Source organism: Ewingella americana ATCC 33852, assembly GCF_000735345.1.
Classification (GTDB): Bacteria; Pseudomonadota; Gammaproteobacteria; order Enterobacterales; family Enterobacteriaceae; genus Ewingella; species Ewingella americana.
The window spans coordinates 39,733-56,044 of record NZ_JMPJ01000040.1 but is presented as its reverse complement, the minus strand read 5'-3'; the positions used below and the strand labels follow the sequence as shown (position 1 = coordinate 56,044).

At 52.4% G+C, this 16,312-nt stretch carries 19 protein-coding genes; 9 read left to right on the top strand and 10 right to left on the bottom strand.

Features of this window, described 5'->3' with window-relative positions:
- Window positions 1–140: 140 nt before the first annotated feature.
- A complete protein-coding gene (locus GEAM_RS07310; protein WP_034790052.1) occupies window positions 141–407 on the top strand; it encodes a GrxA family glutaredoxin in 267 nt (88 codons plus the stop codon).
- A gap of 76 nt (window positions 408–483) precedes the next feature.
- Here GEAM_RS07310 and ybjM read toward each other — a convergent pair whose 3' ends face one another.
- Entirely contained in the window at window positions 484–852 is a 369-nt protein-coding gene (gene ybjM / locus GEAM_RS07305; RefSeq protein ID WP_034790050.1) for an inner membrane protein YbjM, read from the bottom strand.
- Between the two features lie 306 nt (window positions 853–1,158).
- On the opposite strand from ybjM, the gene GEAM_RS07300 reads away from it, so the two are divergent.
- The gene (locus GEAM_RS07300) at window positions 1,159–2,841 is read left to right on the top strand and encodes an aspartate:alanine antiporter (RefSeq protein ID WP_034790047.1); all 1,683 of its coding nucleotides are present in this window, start codon (window positions 1,159–1,161) and stop codon (window positions 2,839–2,841) included.
- Between the two features lie 405 nt (window positions 2,842–3,246).
- Entirely contained in the window at window positions 3,247–3,783 is a 537-nt protein-coding gene (locus GEAM_RS07295) for a hypothetical protein (protein ID WP_034790045.1), read from the top strand.
- 39 nt (window positions 3,784–3,822) lie between these two features.
- Here GEAM_RS07295 and GEAM_RS07290 read toward each other — a convergent pair whose 3' ends face one another.
- From GEAM_RS07290 to GEAM_RS07275, 5 genes are all read right to left on the bottom strand, one after another.
- Window positions 3,823–4,029: a DUF6434 domain-containing protein gene (locus GEAM_RS07290; RefSeq protein ID WP_034790043.1), complete on the bottom strand. Its 207-nt coding sequence runs from the start codon at window positions 4,027–4,029 to the stop codon at window positions 3,823–3,825.
- 108 nt (window positions 4,030–4,137) lie between these two features.
- Window positions 4,138–4,314 (bottom strand): hypothetical protein, encoded by a 177-nt coding sequence (locus GEAM_RS23265; RefSeq protein ID WP_167333525.1) that lies wholly within the window; start codon window positions 4,312–4,314, stop codon window positions 4,138–4,140.
- Window positions 4,315–4,573: 259 nt separating this feature from the next.
- A complete protein-coding gene (locus tag GEAM_RS07285; RefSeq protein WP_034790041.1) occupies window positions 4,574–5,185 on the bottom strand; it encodes a class I SAM-dependent DNA methyltransferase in 612 nt (203 codons plus the stop codon).
- Between the two features lie 19 nt (window positions 5,186–5,204).
- Complete coding sequence (locus GEAM_RS07280) at window positions 5,205–5,492, bottom strand: hypothetical protein (protein ID WP_034790040.1); 288 nt, start codon at window positions 5,490–5,492, stop codon at window positions 5,205–5,207.
- Between the two features lie 13 nt (window positions 5,493–5,505).
- A complete protein-coding gene (locus GEAM_RS07275; RefSeq protein WP_034790038.1) occupies window positions 5,506–6,018 on the bottom strand; it encodes a GNAT family N-acetyltransferase in 513 nt (170 codons plus the stop codon).
- A 79-nt stretch (window positions 6,019–6,097) separates the two neighbouring features.
- Here GEAM_RS07275 and GEAM_RS07270 point away from each other — a divergent pair, with 79 nt between their 5' ends.
- Window positions 6,098–6,832: a class I SAM-dependent methyltransferase gene (locus GEAM_RS07270; protein ID WP_034790036.1), complete on the top strand. Its 735-nt coding sequence runs from the start codon at window positions 6,098–6,100 to the stop codon at window positions 6,830–6,832.
- 340 nt (window positions 6,833–7,172) lie between these two features.
- The gene (gene ybjG, locus GEAM_RS07265) at window positions 7,173–7,778 is read left to right on the top strand and encodes an undecaprenyl-diphosphate phosphatase (protein ID WP_034790033.1); all 606 of its coding nucleotides are present in this window, start codon (window positions 7,173–7,175) and stop codon (window positions 7,776–7,778) included.
- 75 nt (window positions 7,779–7,853) lie between these two features.
- Here ybjG and GEAM_RS07260 read toward each other — a convergent pair whose 3' ends face one another.
- A complete protein-coding gene (locus GEAM_RS07260) occupies window positions 7,854–9,065 on the bottom strand; it encodes a serine hydrolase (RefSeq protein ID WP_034790031.1) in 1,212 nt (403 codons plus the stop codon).
- Window positions 9,066–9,393: 328 nt separating this feature from the next.
- Here GEAM_RS07260 and GEAM_RS07255 point away from each other — a divergent pair, with 328 nt between their 5' ends.
- Together GEAM_RS07255 and GEAM_RS07250 are read left to right on the top strand one after the other, a co-directional pair.
- Window positions 9,394–9,732, top strand: coding sequence for a GlpM family protein (locus tag GEAM_RS07255; RefSeq protein ID WP_034790029.1), 339 nt, complete (start codon window positions 9,394–9,396; stop codon window positions 9,730–9,732).
- A 35-nt stretch (window positions 9,733–9,767) separates the two neighbouring features.
- A complete protein-coding gene (locus tag GEAM_RS07250; protein WP_034790025.1) occupies window positions 9,768–10,388 on the top strand; it encodes a glutathione S-transferase family protein in 621 nt (206 codons plus the stop codon).
- Between the two features lie 43 nt (window positions 10,389–10,431).
- Here the strand turns inward: GEAM_RS07250 and GEAM_RS07245 are convergent, their stop codons facing one another.
- Window positions 10,432–11,580, bottom strand: coding sequence for a PQQ-dependent sugar dehydrogenase (locus tag GEAM_RS07245; RefSeq protein WP_034790021.1), 1,149 nt, complete (start codon window positions 11,578–11,580; stop codon window positions 10,432–10,434).
- 195 nt (window positions 11,581–11,775) lie between these two features.
- On the opposite strand from GEAM_RS07245, the gene GEAM_RS07240 reads away from it, so the two are divergent.
- Both GEAM_RS07240 and GEAM_RS07235 read left to right on the top strand, forming a co-directional pair.
- The gene (locus GEAM_RS07240) at window positions 11,776–12,174 is read left to right on the top strand and encodes a CidA/LrgA family protein (RefSeq protein ID WP_034790019.1); all 399 of its coding nucleotides are present in this window, start codon (window positions 11,776–11,778) and stop codon (window positions 12,172–12,174) included.
- Window positions 12,171–12,863 carry a CidB/LrgB family autolysis modulator gene (locus GEAM_RS07235; protein WP_034790017.1) on the top strand — a complete coding sequence of 231 codons (693 nt, stop codon included), beginning with the start codon at window positions 12,171–12,173 and terminating at the stop codon, window positions 12,861–12,863. The genes GEAM_RS07240 and GEAM_RS07235 overlap by 4 nt, the downstream gene beginning before the upstream one ends.
- A gap of 661 nt (window positions 12,864–13,524) precedes the next feature.
- On the opposite strand, the gene flgL is transcribed toward GEAM_RS07235, so the two are convergent.
- Entirely contained in the window at window positions 13,525–14,487 is a 963-nt protein-coding gene (gene flgL / locus GEAM_RS07230) for a flagellar hook-associated protein FlgL (RefSeq protein WP_034790015.1), read from the bottom strand.
- Between the two features lie 34 nt (window positions 14,488–14,521).
- The gene (gene flgK, locus GEAM_RS07225) at window positions 14,522–16,174 is read right to left on the bottom strand and encodes a flagellar hook-associated protein FlgK (protein ID WP_034790013.1); all 1,653 of its coding nucleotides are present in this window, start codon (window positions 16,172–16,174) and stop codon (window positions 14,522–14,524) included.
- Between the last annotated feature and the right edge of the window lie 138 nt (window positions 16,175–16,312).

Sequence of the window (16,312 nt, the reverse complement as noted above, 5' to 3'; positions counted from 1 at the left end):
CTGACAGGTAAATCCTACTTTTTTTTGACGTAGGTAACAGGCATAGTACCGTCATCAAAAGGTGACGCAGTTAACAAAATTAAGACCAGTCACACTTTAACTTATTCATTTTACTGGCATTAAAAAATCAAGGAGTCTCCATGTTTGCAGTGATTTTCGGGCGCCCGGCGTGTCCTTATTGTGTACGTGCAAAAGAGTTGGCTGAAAAACTGACTGAAGAACGTGATGATTTCAATTTCCGTTACGTTGATATCCACGCTGAAGGCATCTCTAAAGCCGATCTGGAAAAAACGGTCGGTAAGCCGGTTGAGACTGTTCCACAAATCTTCATCGACTCCACCCACATCGGTGGTTGCACAGATTTCGAAGCTTACGCTAAAGAACATCTGGCTCTGTTCCAGTCTTAATTTGACTGAGACGTGGCAAAGGCCACACAGCAAAAAGGCGCTCATTGAGCGCCTTTCTTTTTTGGCTAATGCCCCACTACTCTTTGGTCATGTGCAGCACGATAGCTCGAATCAATAGGTAGAACAGCGCGCCCATCACGCACCAGAAAATGGCGCTTCCGGCGTAGGCTAACTCTTGTATAAAGGTGCGCACGCGGACGAAATAGAGTATCCGCAATAAATAGCACACCGGGATAGCCAGCAGCGCCCCAAGAAAGGCGTAGCGTAATGCATAGCGCTTCACTAAGTGAGCCGTGATAATGCCGGGGAAAATAAACAGTAGCAGCCCATATTCCGGGCCGGGGGTAATGTGGCGAACCACAATGACTTCGGTTTTCAGTAAGACAAAAATCAACGTAAACAGCACGCAGCATATAATTGGGCCGACGCTAGAACGCACATGCATCAGTTCTTCCTCCTTAAAGTTTTGCTAATAGGCAGCAACAGAATTGAGTCAATTCGTCATCGCCCCGCAGTTCCCCTGCTAAGCTGCACAGCCTGTGCAACACAAAACATGCTTAAAAGGTGCTAACACCCGCTTTTATCTGGCTGAATGAACAATCTATGACTAAAATAACGCGCAAAATGGCGTTGTTTCAGTGACCGTTTATATCCTTAGCCTTAGAATAAGCGGTTAAAATATAATGCTATTGAATTTATCCCTTACAACCCCTCATATCAAGAATTTGTTGGTAAACAATAAGTTATCTTTGTGAACATAAACGTCGCTAGTTTGTTAAACGGGAATTACATCCTGTTATTATTTGTAGTTTTAGCGCTCGGACTTTGTCTGGGAAAAGTACGTTTGGGCTCAGTCCAACTCGGAAATTCCATCGGCGTATTAGTCGTTTCCCTGCTGCTCGGCCAACAACATTTCAGCATTAATACTGAGGCACTCAACCTCGGCTTTATGCTGTTTATTTTCTGCGTCGGGGTCGAAGCCGGTCCGAACTTTTTCTCGATTTTCTTCCGCGATGGCAAAAACTATCTGATGCTGGCGCTGGTGATGGTCGGCACGGCGATGCTGCTGGCCTTTGGCCTTGGTCGGCTGTTCGGCTGGGACATCGGGCTGACCGCCGGTATGCTGGCAGGCTCCATGACCTCAACGCCAGTGTTGGTGGGGGCCGGAGACACGCTCAGGAACACTCTCGGCGGCAATAAACTGCTCGGGCCGGAGCTAGATAACCTGAGCCTCGGCTATGCCCTGACCTACTTAATTGGCTTGGTAAGCCTGATTTTTGGCGCGCGCTATCTGCCAAAATTACAGCACCAAGACCTGCCAACCAGCGCCCAACAAATCGCACGCGAGCGCGGCCTCGACACCGACAGCAAACGCAAAGTTTATCTGCCAGTGATCCGCGCCTATCGCGTGGGTCAGGAGCTGGTGGCATGGGCCGATGGCAAAAACCTGCGCGAGTTGGGTATCTATCGCCAGACCGGCTGCTACATCGAGCGTATTCGCCGTAACGGCATTTTAGCGACGCCGGACGGTGACGCGGTGTTGCAGGTTGGCGACGATATCTCGCTGGTGGGCTACCCTGACGCTCACTCACGCCTTGACCCGAGCTTCCGTAACGGCAAAGAGGTGTTCGACCGCGACCTGCTGGACATGCGCATCGTGACCGAAGAAGTGGTGGTGAAGAACAGCAGCGCGGTGGGCAAACGCCTGAGCCAGCTGAACTTGACCGACCACGGCTGCTTCCTTAACCGCGTGATCCGCAGCCAGATAGAGATGCCGATCGACGACAGCATCGTGCTCAATAAAGGCGACGTGTTGCAGGTCAGCGGCGACGCGCGTCGCGTTAAAGCCGTGGCCGATCGCATCGGGTTTATCTCGATTCACAGTCAGGTCACCGACCTGCTGGCCTTCTGCGCCTTCTTTATTCTCGGCCTGATGATTGGCCTTATCACCTTCCAGTTTAAGAACTTCAGTTTTGGCGTCGGTAATGCCGCCGGGCTGCTGTTCGCCGGTATCATGCTCGGCTTCTTACGTGCTAACCACCCTACTTTCGGCTATATCCCGCAGGGCGCGTTGAACATGGTGAAGGAGTTCGGCCTGATGGTGTTTATGGCCGGTGTCGGCCTGAGTGCCGGTGCGGGGATCAACCAGGGTCTGGGCGCGATTGGCGGCCAGATGCTGATTTCAGGGTTAATCGTCAGTCTGGTGCCGGTGGTTATCTGCTTTATCTTCGGCGCTTACGTGCTGCGCATGAACCGCGCCCTACTGTTCGGCGCCATCATGGGTGCCCGCACCTGCGCACCGGCCATGGAGATCATCAGCGATACCGCGCGCAGCAACATACCAGCCCTCGGATACGCCGGAACCTACGCTATCGCTAACGTATTGTTGACCTTGGCAGGTACCTTGATAGTAATTGTCTGGCCGGGAGGCTGATTTAACTCATTGATTCGCAATGCGCATTAAAAAAATCAATAATTTTTTTAGATTTTTGCAGCATTGAACGAACTTTGTTCAGGAAAGGCAGTCTTAATTAATGCCACTGCTTTTCTTTGAAGTCCCCACTTTGGAGAGCCCGATAATCCCGCCTGTTTAGGTTCAAGATTATCGGGTTTTTTCTTTTTCTCTGAAAAAAACCATTAAATACAAATAGTTATATAAAAAACGCCTTCTATTTGGCGACGGAGTGGCTATGCCCTTTAGTAACCAACTTGGCTATTAACTGCATTAAGGGAATTTAATCTTTTGATATAACCTACCTATTATGGTAGATATCTAAATGTTGCAAGGTGTTACTTATTGTTGCTGTTTTTGATCTTTTTACATACGGCGGAAATAATAATGGCTTTAAACTATTTAGATTTAGACCAAACTACTCGGCAGTTTATGTCGGAAGAAATCCAATACGATAAGCAAAATGAGCGCTTTTATCTCAGTAACTATCTGACAACAAGAGGCAAAGAAATTTGGCCAACTTTGTTGGAAGAAGCCATTCAGCAAGATGATGCGTGGTTAGAAAAAGAGATTCAAAATAGAGGTCTGCTTGCTGAATTTTACCCTAGAAGAAAACCCAAAAGCGAGGAAATGACTCAAGCTCGGGTTCCATACACTGCGGCACAGACTCTGGCAGAAGGCGAATTTAATCGCTTGTATGCTCGTGGATTAAGCAGTCGAGCAATCTCCGAAGGTGATGAATTTGTCGAAGCTTATAGAGCAAGACACTCTGAAAAGCCGCGCCCAGAGTCAGAAGCAATAATTGGTGCAAAATTCAAACCTCAAAATATCTTGGATGATCTTCGAAATAATACTGGTGTAGAAACTGCACTGGGAGTCCCTCCTGGACCGAATTCTGGTATCAGTATAAAAAGAGTTAAATAGCTCATCATTAATTAGCACTTTCAATTTATTGAGGGTGCTCTATCCCCAACGCCTAACCCACTCATCCGCCACATCTCCCAAATTCTTAGCCGCGCCGCTGCGGATCCAAGCCATTAAATCTCGGTCGAATTTGAAGTTTTCGCCGCACTCTTGGGTGAGGAAGCGGCGGACGTTTTGGGTGTTTTTATAGGTCTTATCTATCACCGTGCTGCGGGATAAAGGTGCGCTGTGCCAATCGAAGGTCATGCTTTGCTCCGGCCTGAAAATCAGTTGGCTTAGCTTAATCGTTATCTGAGCTTGACCCAATAAAAAAGCCCCGATAAACGGAGCTTCTTCAAATACTTTTGGGAAAACTTACAGAGGGAACTTGCCGCCAATGTTACCTAAAATCCCGCCCAAAATCGGGCCGACAATAGGAAGTGGCGTCACAATTTGACCCACGGTACCTAGCAAATCACCGATCAATCCACCACCACTTACAGCATCAACTTCGTCCATAGACAATTCGCGCAATTCTTTGTTTTCTTTCATGAATATACCCTTATTGCAGTTGAATGATTAAGCCAGAGCTATTAAATACGGGCTGTGTAGGTGGGCTGCTTTTGCATGTCGCCGACACCTGATTAAAAATTAGACCATGGTTTAGCAAATGCAATGTGTATGAAGTGGCTTTAATGAGGAGAATATCACATCCATATGATTTTCATGAAAAAATAATTTAATAAATTTTTAAAAGCATTAATTTATATAACCATTGGTGATTATTTATTAATGCTCTATTTCTTTGATTTCAAGGCTGGAATGCCTGCGCAAGCCAAATGGTGTGGCCGCCGCAATCAGGGTCTTCAGCTATGGTTTTCACGACGCGGAAACCATGGTCAGCCAACAGTTGGCGGTACTCTTCTGGCGCTAAACTGGCGTGATATAGCGTTTCACCATTCAATTGGCCAATCGCTTCGCCGTCGGCCGGGCCGCTGGTAAACATCAGCGCAGCGTTGGGCTTGGCGTGCTGCGCAAAGAGGGCAAACATTGCGCGCTGATCGTCGCGTTTGAGATGAAAAAAGCTGTCCCACGCCAGAATGCCATCAAATTTCTGCCCGAGCGCGAGCTGTCGCATATCAGCCACTTGCCACTGATGGGCGGGGAAACGCTGGCGACAGAGCGCAATCATTGCCTCTGAGGCGTCGACGCCCGTCACCCGATGCCCTTGCTCGACGAAGAACTGGGCTATCGGCTTGCCGGAGCCACAGCCAATATCCAGAATGTCGGCCACGGCGGGTTGCAGATTGAGGAAGCTCTCCAGCCACGGCGACTCAATCAGCCGGTCGCTGCGAATATCATCCCAATACGCGCTGTTGCGCTGGTACAAATCGATAATCTTGTCTGCTGAAGGGTGGTCCACGGGCGTTCCTTGCGAAGGTCTAAATAATGCGATTTACAGTATGAGAAGGCCCGCCGATGCGGCCATCGACCTGATTCCACTCTTCAACATAGGACTCGTAGGCAAAGACAAAGGCGTTGTGCCCGGTCGAGAACCAACGGTCAGGTTTGCGCTTCCAACCTGCATAAGGATCGTAGCGTAAGATCTCAAAACCGCGCGGCTGGGAGCGAATAATGTAGGTGTAATGCTCGTAAAGCTCTTCTTCCGCAGGGATCTCTTCATCCTCTGCCAGCGTGATAAATAGCCCGCCCAGTTTTACTCTGACCATTGCTCCTCCCTTCTCATCCTAACTCCTTCTTCATTGTCCACAACGGGGTGGATTGTGTCGGCGTCACGTAGGCCGATTCACTGTGAATCACCATGCCCTGACGCTGATAAAACGCGATGGCCGCCGTGTTGCTCTGCAACACGGTCAGCCAAAGTAAGCCCTGCTGGCGGCCGCGCGCCTGCTGCTCCAGATGCTTAAATAAGCGCGAACCCAAACCGCGCGATTTTGCTCCCGGCTGGAGATAGAGCTTACAAAGCATAGCACCGGTGCGCTCGCTCTCCGGCAGCGGCTGTTGGTCATGCACCTTGGCGAACCCCAACAGTTCTCCCTGCTCACTGGCAACCCACCACTGCTGTTGTGGGTCGGATAAGCCATGAGTGAGAACTTCGCGGGAGAAGTCACTGTGCAGGAAGGCCTCAAGCTCCGCCGGGCTTTGCCACAGTGCGCCGAAATAGTGCTTATAGGTCGAAATCCCTAGCTGCCGCAGTAGCTCAATGTCTGCTTGAACCGCCTGTCGAATCTCCAAACGTTTTTCTCCCTGACTTTTTTCACTACACTATGTGGGCCTATACGGCACAGGATAACGTTTTAAAGGAATCATTAACATGGCTCAAAACATTTATGACGATCAGCAATTTTTCGAGGGTTATTCACAACTTAACCGTTCGGTACATGGCCTAGACGGCGCGCCGGAGTGGCCTGCCTTGAAAGCTATGCTGCCCGAGGTTCGCGGAACAAAGGTGGTCGACCTCGGCTGTGGTTACGGCTGGTTCTGCCGCTATATGCGCGAACAGGGTGCGGCACAGGTCTTGGGGTTGGATATTTCTGCAAAGATGCTGGAAAAAGCCCGCAGTATGACGGCTGATGACAACATCGATTACCGTCGCGAAGACTTGGATAACCTGACATTACCGGCTGAGACTTACTCTTTGGCTTACAGCTCGCTGGCGCTGCATTACCTGCAAAACCTGTCTGGGTTGTTCGACCAGGTGTATCAATCGCTGGTTCCGGGCGGGCATTTTGTCTTCTCCGCTGAGCACCCTATCTTCACCGCACCGGCGCAACCGGGCTGGCTGACCACCACCAGCGGGCAGAAAACCTGGCCGGTAGATGGTTATCAGCGCGAAGGCGAACGCGTCACCAACTGGTTTGCCGAAGGGGTTATCAAGCAGCATCGCAAGCTGGCAACCTATATCAACCTACTGATCAAGAGTGGATTTATTATCACTCAGGTTGATGAATGGGGGCCTTCTGCCGAGCAACTGGCCAGCATGCCTGCCCTGCAAGAAGAAACCGAACGCCCAATGATGTTCCTGCTCGCCGCACAAAAACCGCGTTAATAGCGCGCTGCTTCAAACACACTCTCTTTTCTACCCCATCATATTGTTCAGACTGTTTAAGTCGGGAGGCTGGTCCTCCCCCGACTTAAGGATTTCTTAATTTATATCCCATAAACTGATTTCACTCTGAACCTATACCGTAGCTCAATGAAACCGGGATATTCAGACGATCCCCCTTTACCCGACGTTTAACTCAAACTAACGTTGAACCGAAATTTGGAATTATGGTCAGTAAGTGAGTAGAACCTTTTCAGCCGCCTATTTGGCTGACTCCGATGATGATGAGGGTAGTAATTTTGCAGATTCAAAGTGAACAAAAAACCGTGCTGAGGTGCCAAGCATGGAGCAACTAAACCATCTTTTATTTACCTGGATTAACGCCACGCCAGCCTCCCCACCTGCGATGATCAAGTTTGCCACCTTTATGGCCAATGACATGATTATGATTGTACCGATGCTGATTATCGGGCTTTGGCTTTGGGGCCAGCGCGAGCATATCGTTTTCCAGCGTACCTTGGTGACTAAGACCGTCATCGCGCTGTTGTTCTCAATGAGCTGCGCAAAAACTCTGTCGATGCTGTTCCCGCACGCACGTCCGTTCGTTGAAGGCTTTGGCTATAACTTCCTGCATCACGCGCCGGATGACTCTTTCCCGAGTGACCACGGCACGGCGATTTTCACCTTTGCCATTGCGTTCTTGTTCTGGCATCGCCTGTGGTCTGGCGCGCTGTTAATCGTCACCGCCCTTGGCATTGCGTGGTCCCGCGTTTACCTCGGCGTACACTGGCCGTTGGACATGCTCGGCGGCCTACTGGTCGGCATGGTGGGTTGTCTGTTCTCGCAGCTAGTGTGGAACCTGTTCGGCGAGCAGATCTCAGCAGGGTTGGACAAGCTCTATCGCTTTAGCTTTGCCCTGCCAATCCGCAAAGGCTGGGTTCGCGAATAACAGCCGTTGAAGCACCACAAAAAGAAAAGGCCCGGCTGCATATGCCGGGCCTTTTAATTGGCTAGAAAGTCTACATTACTTGCCGAAAATCGAACCAAACAGGCCGCTGATTTTCATCATCACGAAATCCCAAATGCGGCTGAAGAAGCCGCCTTCTTTCACTTCCTGCAAGGCCACCAGCGGGCGCGAGTCGATGACTTTGCCGTCGAGGCTAAAATCAACGGTTCCCACTACCTGATTCTTGCTCAGCGGGGCTTCCAGCTCTTTATTGGTCAGGTTGAAGCTGGCCTTAAGGTTTTTCAACTGGCCCTTTGGCATGGTCAGGGAGGCGTCTTCCGCCACGCCCAGTGGCACCATTTTCTCTTCACCGAACCACACGCGCTGGGTGGTGAAGGCATTACCGGCTTTAATCGGTGTCAGGGTTTCGAAGAAACGGAAGCCCCAAGTCAGCAGGCTTTCGCTTTCACTAAAGCGAATACGGTCGCTTGGCGCGCCCATCACCACGGCAATCAGACGCATGCCGCTTGGATCACTGGCCGAAGAAACCAAGTTATAGCCCGCGCCGGAGGTGTAACCGGTCTTGATGCCGTCAACATTGAGGTTGCTGCTCCACAACAGGCGGTTACGGTTAATTTGGCGAATGCGGTTAAAGGTAAATTCTTTTTCTTTGTGCAGTGCGTATTCGTCCGGCGTATCGCGGATCAGCGCCTGTGATAGCAGCGCCATATCTTTGGCCGAGCTGTACTGGCCGTCGGCATCCAAGCCATGGACAGTTTTGAAGTGGGTATTATCCAACTTGAGCTGCTGCGAATAGCGGTTCATCAGGCTAACAAAGGAGTCCTGACTACCGGCGATGTAGTCCGCCAAGGCGATGCTGGCGTCATTACCGGATTGGATCACGATCCCTTTGTTCAGCTCGGAAACCGGCACTTTATCGCCCGGCTTGAGGAACATCAGCGAGGAGCCGCGCAGCACCGGGTTGCCGGTCGCCCACGCATCCTGACCCACGGACACCATGTCATCAGGGGTCACTTTGCCGGATTTAATTGCCTGACCCACGACATAGCTGACCATGATTTTGGTCAGACTGGCCGGGTCAAGACGGGCGTCAGGGTTGGACTCAGTGAGTATTTTCCCACTGTTATAGTCCATTAACACCCAAGATTTAGCGTTAATCTGCGGGGCTACGGGGTTGGTATCTGCCTGAGCAGCAGGAAGCGCCAGCAGCATAACGCCGCCGCCGAGCGCGCATTGGAAGGTCCGTTGGAATTTAGGAGAAATTGTCATAGGTTATCAGCGCTTTTGTCCATGTAACTGAAATTTATCTTATCTTTCAAACAGATTTACGCCTGAAAAGTGAAACGTTCGCCGAGACTAAAACCTACCGTTTTATCCGCGGCGATGAAACCGTTGCAATGTAAAGATTGTTAGAATAGTCGTGATTTTTAGGCTTTGTTGAGTTTCGCCGCGCAATATTTATTCTTATTGCGCCTCTTGACCACAAAGTGTGACTCGGGCAAGTTTGTGCCACGGCATGGGGTATTTACGATAACTATAAAGCGCTTACCCGCAATGGACTCTCAACATAGCGCGGTAAGACGACGGGAAATTGAAGATGGGTCTGCTCATAAAGGCGCTGATTGGCGCGCTGATGGTGGTGGCGATCGGCTTATTGTCGAAAACCAAAAATTACTATATCGCCGGATTATTACCTCTCTTTCCCACTTTTGCGCTTATCGCCCACTACATTGTCGGCACCGAACGCAGTATTGAAGCATTACGCACTACCATCATCTTCGGGCTGTGGGCCGTTATTCCTTACATGGTCTACCTGATTGCCCTCTATTTCCTCGTCGGCTCAATGAAACTGCCCTATGCACTACTCGGCGGCGTACTGTGCTGGACACTTGCCGCTTGGCTGCTGATCTCGCTCTGGACGCGTTTTCACAGCTGAGCCGCCCCTCTTTTTACTTTGTTGGAGTGATTATCATGTTAACGGTCTGGGGTCGTGAAAATTCGACCAATGTGAAGAAAGTCCTGTGGCTGTTGGAAGAGCTTGGCGAGCAGTACCAGCTAATTAACGCCGGGGGCCAATATGGCAAAAACACCGAAGCGAGCTTTTTGGCGCTCAACCCTAATGGTTTAGTCCCTTGCTTGCAGGACGGCGACTTCGTGCTGTGGGAATCCAATGCAATACTGCGTTATCTAGCAGAACGCGCCGCGCAGCCGCAGTTCTGGGGTTCCGACGCTCAGCAGCGCGCCTCCGCAGATAAGTGGCTGGACTGGGCCAGCGGCACCTTAGCCATTCCCTTCCGGCAGGTGTATGTCAGCCTGATCCGCACCCCTGAAGATCAGCGCGATCCTCAGGTGATTGCCACCGGTATGGCGGCTTTTGAGAAGGCTTGGGCGATGCTCGATGAAGTATTAGCCAAGCAAACTTGGCTCTCCGGCGAGCAGTTCGGTCTAGGAGATATCCCGGTAGGCTGCTTAGCCTACGCGTGGTTCAGTTTGGACATCGAACGGCTGAAACACCCGCACGTCGAGCGCTGGTATCAACAGCTCACGCAACGTCCGGGTTATCAGCAGCATGTGATGATTGCTCTGACCTAATGTCGCAATGGCCGGAGGCTTTCCGGCCATTATTCCCTGCGCGCTAGGCTCCCGGCGCGACCTTCAACAGCTTGCCGTTACTCTCATCGGTCAGCAGATAGATATAGCCATCCTCGCCCAGCTGCACCTCACGAATACGCTCATTACGTTCGCTTAGCAGCCGCTCTTCCGACGTGATTTTGTTACCCAGTAACGTCAGCCTAATTAAAGATTTCCCCGCCAGCGCGCCAACAAACAGCGAGTGGTCCCACTGCGGGAATTTCGCCGAGTTGTAAAACGCTATGCCACTCAGCGCGGGCGAGACCGGCCAATAGTAGAGAGGATCTTCAGCCCCTTTTAGCCGAGTGCCTTGGGCCTCGGGTATCGGCTGCCCTGAATAATTGATGCCGTAGGTTGCCAGCGGCCAGCCGTAATTCTTCCCCGCCCCGGGCAGGTTGACTTCATCCCCGCCGCGCGGGCCGTGCTCGGTTTCCCACAGCGCGTGACTCCACGGGTTAATGGCCAATCCCTGCGGATTGCGATTGCCAAAGGTCCAGATCTCCCCCTTGGCCTGTGGCTTATTGACGAAAGGATTATCCTGCGGGATCCCGCCTTCCGGGGTCAGACGCAGGATTTTCCCCTTAAGGCTGTCCAACCGCTGGGCCGCCATGCGCTGGTTATTGTCGCCAGTGGACATGAAGATATTGCCCTGCGGGTCGAAGGCCAGTCTGCCGCCGAGATTTATCCCGCTGCTCAGCGCCGGTTGCTGCACAAAGATGGTTTTGAAGTCTTGCAGGCCGCTGCCATCTTCGGCTAAACGCCCGTATCCCAGCGCGGCATTGGCTTGCCCCTTGTCGCCCTGCTGCGCGAAGCTCAGATAGACGCGGCGGCTGGTGGCGAAATCAGGTGCCAGTCGGACATCCCATAACCCGGCCTGCCCGGCAACCCACACCTTGGGCACGCCAGACAGCGGTTTCGACAAGCCTTTGTCCGCCTGCCATAGCCTCAACTGTCCGGAGCGTTCGGTAATTAACGCGCCCTGCTGATTAGGCAAAAATGCCAAAGACCAAGGGTGATCCAAGCCGTTTGCCAACTCTTCAACCTTGGCTGTGGCCTCAGGGACCGAATCGGGCGATTTATCCACGGCATAGGCGGGAGAGATAAGTAGCGCCGACAGCACGGCTAAGGTTGCGGGACGAAAAAGTGGTTTCATCAGGACTCCATTCGATTATTTTTCGTCCGTTAAGGATAGAGCCAAATGCCACGAAGCACAGAGAAAACTGCAAAGTTACTCGAGGTAAGTTTCCAAAATGGCATACACTTCATGCATTAATTTCATACTCCTTTTTGTGGTTTAGATCACGGTTTAATTGTATGATGAATGCGTCACCTTACTGGGATGAAGGCTATGCGCAACGTAATAACACTGCTTTTGCAATATTTAAGGTCATTTATTTTGATCTACGCCTGCTTATACGCTGGCATCGGAATTTCATCACTGCTGCCGATCACTATTCCGGGCAGCATTATCGGCATGCTGATCCTTTTCTGCCTGCTTTCAACGCAGGTTTTGCCTTATCGCTGGGTGAAACCGGGTTGTAACGTGCTTATTCGCTATATGGCCCTGCTGTTCGTGCCTATCGGCGTCGGGGTGATGACCTATTACGATATGCTGCGCGCCCAGTTCGGCCCTCTGGTGGTCTCCTGTCTGGTCAGCACGCTGGTGGTACTGGTGGTGACAGCCTACTGCTCGCACTTCATCCATCGCGAGGAACCGCTGGTTAGCGACCTTGAGGAGAAGCCATGATCGACATACTTTGGTCGTTACCTCTAACACTGCTGGTGTTTTTCGCCACCCGCAAGCTGGCCATTAAGCTGAAACTGCCGCTGCTGAACCCGCTGTTGATGTCGATGGTGGTGATCATCCCGCTGCTGCTGGTGGCCAATATTCCCTACGCCCGCTATTTCGCTGGCAGCAAGATTTTGAATGATCTGTTGCAACCCGCCGTGGTTGCACTGGCTTTCCCACTGTATGAGCAGTTGCACCAGATACGCGCCCGCTGGAAGTCGATCATCAGCGTCTGTTTTATCGGCAGTATGGTGGCGATGACTAGCGGCACGGCGATTGCCCTGTGGATGGGTGCCACGCCTGAGCTGGCCGCCTCAATCCTGCCGAAATCCGTCACCACGCCCATCGCCATGGCAACGGCTCACTCAATCAACGGCATTCCGGCGATAAGCGCCGTGTGCGTGATTTTCGTCGGTATTCTCGGCGCGGTGTTTGGTCACACGATTTTGAATATTCTGCGCATCACCACCAAGACCTCCCGCGGCCTAGCCATGGGCACCGCCTCCCACGCCCTAGGCACCGCCCGCTGCGCAGAAGTCGATTTCCAAGAAGGCGCCTTCGGCTCGCTGGCGCTGGTGATATGCGGCATCCTGACGTCGCTTATCGCCCCTTTCCTGTTCCCGGTGCTGCTGGCGGTATTTGGTTAGTTGGGTTGAGGCTACTCCTTCTCCCACTCAGTTTGCTTTGCTCCCTCTCCTTTTCAAGGAGAGGGCTGGGGTGAGGTTTGCCGCATTGTGCGTTGAGTTAAACCACTCCTCATCCCTGCCTTCTCCTCTGAGAGGAGAAGGAGCAAAGCAAAACCCCCACTGAAACGGCACGGTTTAAATGCCAGTAGGCCGCGTTCAGAAATGACGCCGAGGGAGTGGTTCGAGACCTATGGCTCGAAGCCCGAACTGAGGGAATCGCCTAAGCGACGGCTTTTCGCGGCGATAACTGAAATACCTGAAACACGGCCATTCTGACCCTGCGAAGCCTCGATCTAAAACAGCAAAAAACGCAGGATTCCAAAGGGTTTCGTTTAAAACCCTTTGGGCCAGTGTGGGCGGCGAGCCCACGGTTTTGACCTTAAAGCCAGTTTGCGTGGCAACGCAAGGTGTAGACCTCAAGGCCGGTGTGGCGGCGAGCCCACGGTTTTGACCTCAAAAAGATGCAATTGAAAATAAAAAGTGTATGTCACCCTGCCCTTAGGCTGACAAAGTGACATACAAACTGAACGCACCCGGTTTAAGTACGCTCAGAAAAGGCGTGATGATAAGGAGCCAGCGGGCTCCTTTCGGTGAGACTTGTTAGAGATGAATTCTTGGGGAATTAAGAATTCATTTGGAACAGTGACAGGCCCTGCATGCTGGTAAAGGTCTTGTATGACGCCTGTAGCGCGACCTGCTGCAAGCTGTATTGCGAAATAGCCGCGGTCCAGTCGGTGCCGACCAGCGCGTTGAGCTTGTCGCCGTTAATCAGTTTGGTGTCGTCACCCATCGAATCCAGCTTATCCAACTCATCGAGCTGAGTACCCAACTGCGAGCGCACGGACAACACGTTGTTAAGCGAGTTGCTCAGGCCACGGTTGCTCTTATCAATGGCCGCGGTGTAATCCGTCGGGTTGGCGAAATTCGCTTTTGGCGTCTTCAACGCAGCAATCGCGCCGTCGATGGTTTTAAAGATGTCACTCTCGCCAGCAGAGCCGTCTGGCTCTTTGGTTGCGTTGGCCGTCAGCGTGTTGAAGACCTGCGTGCCGGTGTGGCTGATAGTCATGGTGCGGCTGGCATCAACCTGCTGGGAAATGGCTTCATCACCGCCGCTGTAAGTCACTGCGCCCGTGGTCGCATCCACGCTGTACGGTGGCTTATCGCTTTTGTAACCGCCGAAGATAAAACGCCCGTTACCGTCGGTGCTGTTCGCCATATTGACGATTTGGTCTTTGATACCCTGCAACTTGGTGGCCAATGACGCGCGGTCATCGTCACTCAACGCGCCGTCACCGGCGTTAACGATCAGGCTCTGCGCACTCTGGATAGCCGTGGTGACGTTGCTCAGGATGTTCTCTTCCTGACTCATATTCTGGTTAGCAAAGGTACGCGCAATAGCGTATTGGTCATTCTGCGCCTGTGCTTGCTGCACCATAATCGCCTGCGAGGCGGCCAGCGGATCGTCCGACGGCTTGTTCACGCGGTTACCGGTGGAAAGCTGCACGCCGGTGTCCTGCCACAGCGACTGGGCATTCGAGACGCTGTTCATGTTTTGCTGGTAAATCATGTTGGTACTAAGGCGCATGGCATCAGTTCCTTATCGAGTCGCGCTGAATGCGTTACAGGTTAATGATCGCATCGAAAATGGTGGATGCCGTCTTAATCACTTGCGCGTTAGCCAGATAATATTGCTGATAACGCTGCAAATCGCCGTACTCTTCGTCGGTGTTAACGCCCGAGATAGACTGCTGTTGCTGCTGCAAGTTGGTCACGATGTTGGTTTGCGCCGTGGTGTTGGTCTTCAGGCTCGCAACCTGGTTACCCACGCTGCTGACCAGACTGGCATACGCGCCGGTCAGGGTAGATTTACCTTCCACCAGCTTGGCGGTTTGCAAATCCAGCAGTTTCTGCGCGTTGGTGTTATCGCTGGCACCTGAATCCGTTTTGCCTGCGGCGGCAATTTGTGAACCGTCGGTCAGCGCGACATTCAGGCTGCTCGCGGCGCTGCTCACCGTTTTCACCGTGATGCTGTCTTTCTCGGCCGGGGTACCGGTGACATCAATCTTGATACCGTCGAAGGTCATGGTGGTGACGTTATTGGCATCGGTGCTCTGCGTTGGGGTGATTTTTGCCCCGTCGGAGGTGCGCGTTGCCGTCCACTTGCCGCCTTCATAGGACATCACATAGTCACTGGCTTTCACCGCCGTGGCGTCCGCGTAGGTCACCGTCATACTGGCACTGCCGGTGTTTTTAGTATTCGAAATAGTCGACGGATTACTGAAGTTGAAGAAGTTGGTTCCGGCGTTCCCGGAGACATCAAACCCGGCTTTGTTCACGCCGTTAAAGCTGCTGCCAATGGAGAGCGCCAACTGGCCGAGCTGGTTAATAGCTGGCTCGAGGTTGTCTTTGCGGAAAGACAACACGCCGCCCAAAGCGCCAGTAGTAATGCGGCTCTCGCTAATTTCGGTCACGCTGCCATCAGGCTGGGTCATGCCGACGGTCATTTTGCTTGGATCCGCGCTGGATGGCATGGCCACGACTTTGCGAGTATCCGAGCCCTGCACTAACGGCACGCCGTTGGCGAAGGAGACGTTGTAGGCATCGCCGTCTTGCTGCGTCACGGTAACGCCCGCAATGTCATTGAGCTTGCTGACCATCTCGTCACGCTGGTCCAGCAGCGCGTTTGGCTCTTGGCCGGTGCTGCCGCGCGTGGCGGTGATCTGCTGGTTCAGCTTGGCGATTTGTGAAGCATAATCGTTGATTTGATTCACATTGTCGGTGATTTGCTGGTTGATGCCGGTGTTCATGTCACCGAGGTATTTGGCCGCGCTGTTGAACTGTGCCGCCATCCCCTGCGCTTGCCCAAGAACCGCCTGACGTGACGCACTGTCACCGGCGTTGCTGGTCAGCGTTTGCAAACTTTTGAAGAAGTTCTGCATGGTGCTCGACAAGTTGGTGGTGGTGTTCGACAGCAGGTTATCAATCTGGCTCGCCTGAGCGTACTGGGTCCCCAAGGCGCTGTTGATGGTGCTGGCACCCAGCAACTGGTTGGAAACAAAGGCGTTGTATTCACGGTTGATGCTGCTGACGTTAACACCGTTACCGATGTAACCCGCCGCGGTGCTGTTGCCGTTGCTCTGAACGATGATGGCCGTCTGGCGGTTGTAGCCCGCCACGCTGACGTTGGCGATGTTGTTACTCACCGTGCTCAGTGCAGCCTGAGCCGCATTCAGTCCGCTCATTGCGGTATTAATTAAGCCATTTGAGGACATGAGTGACCCTTCTGCTCCCGGAACCAGCCCGGCGGATGATATAAAATCAAGGTGTTATGGAAATCGGGACTCGCGCCCTGTTTCCGCTATGAAAGAGTTATCGGCTAATGCCTTGAGAACTTGAGCCGTAAAAGAGAG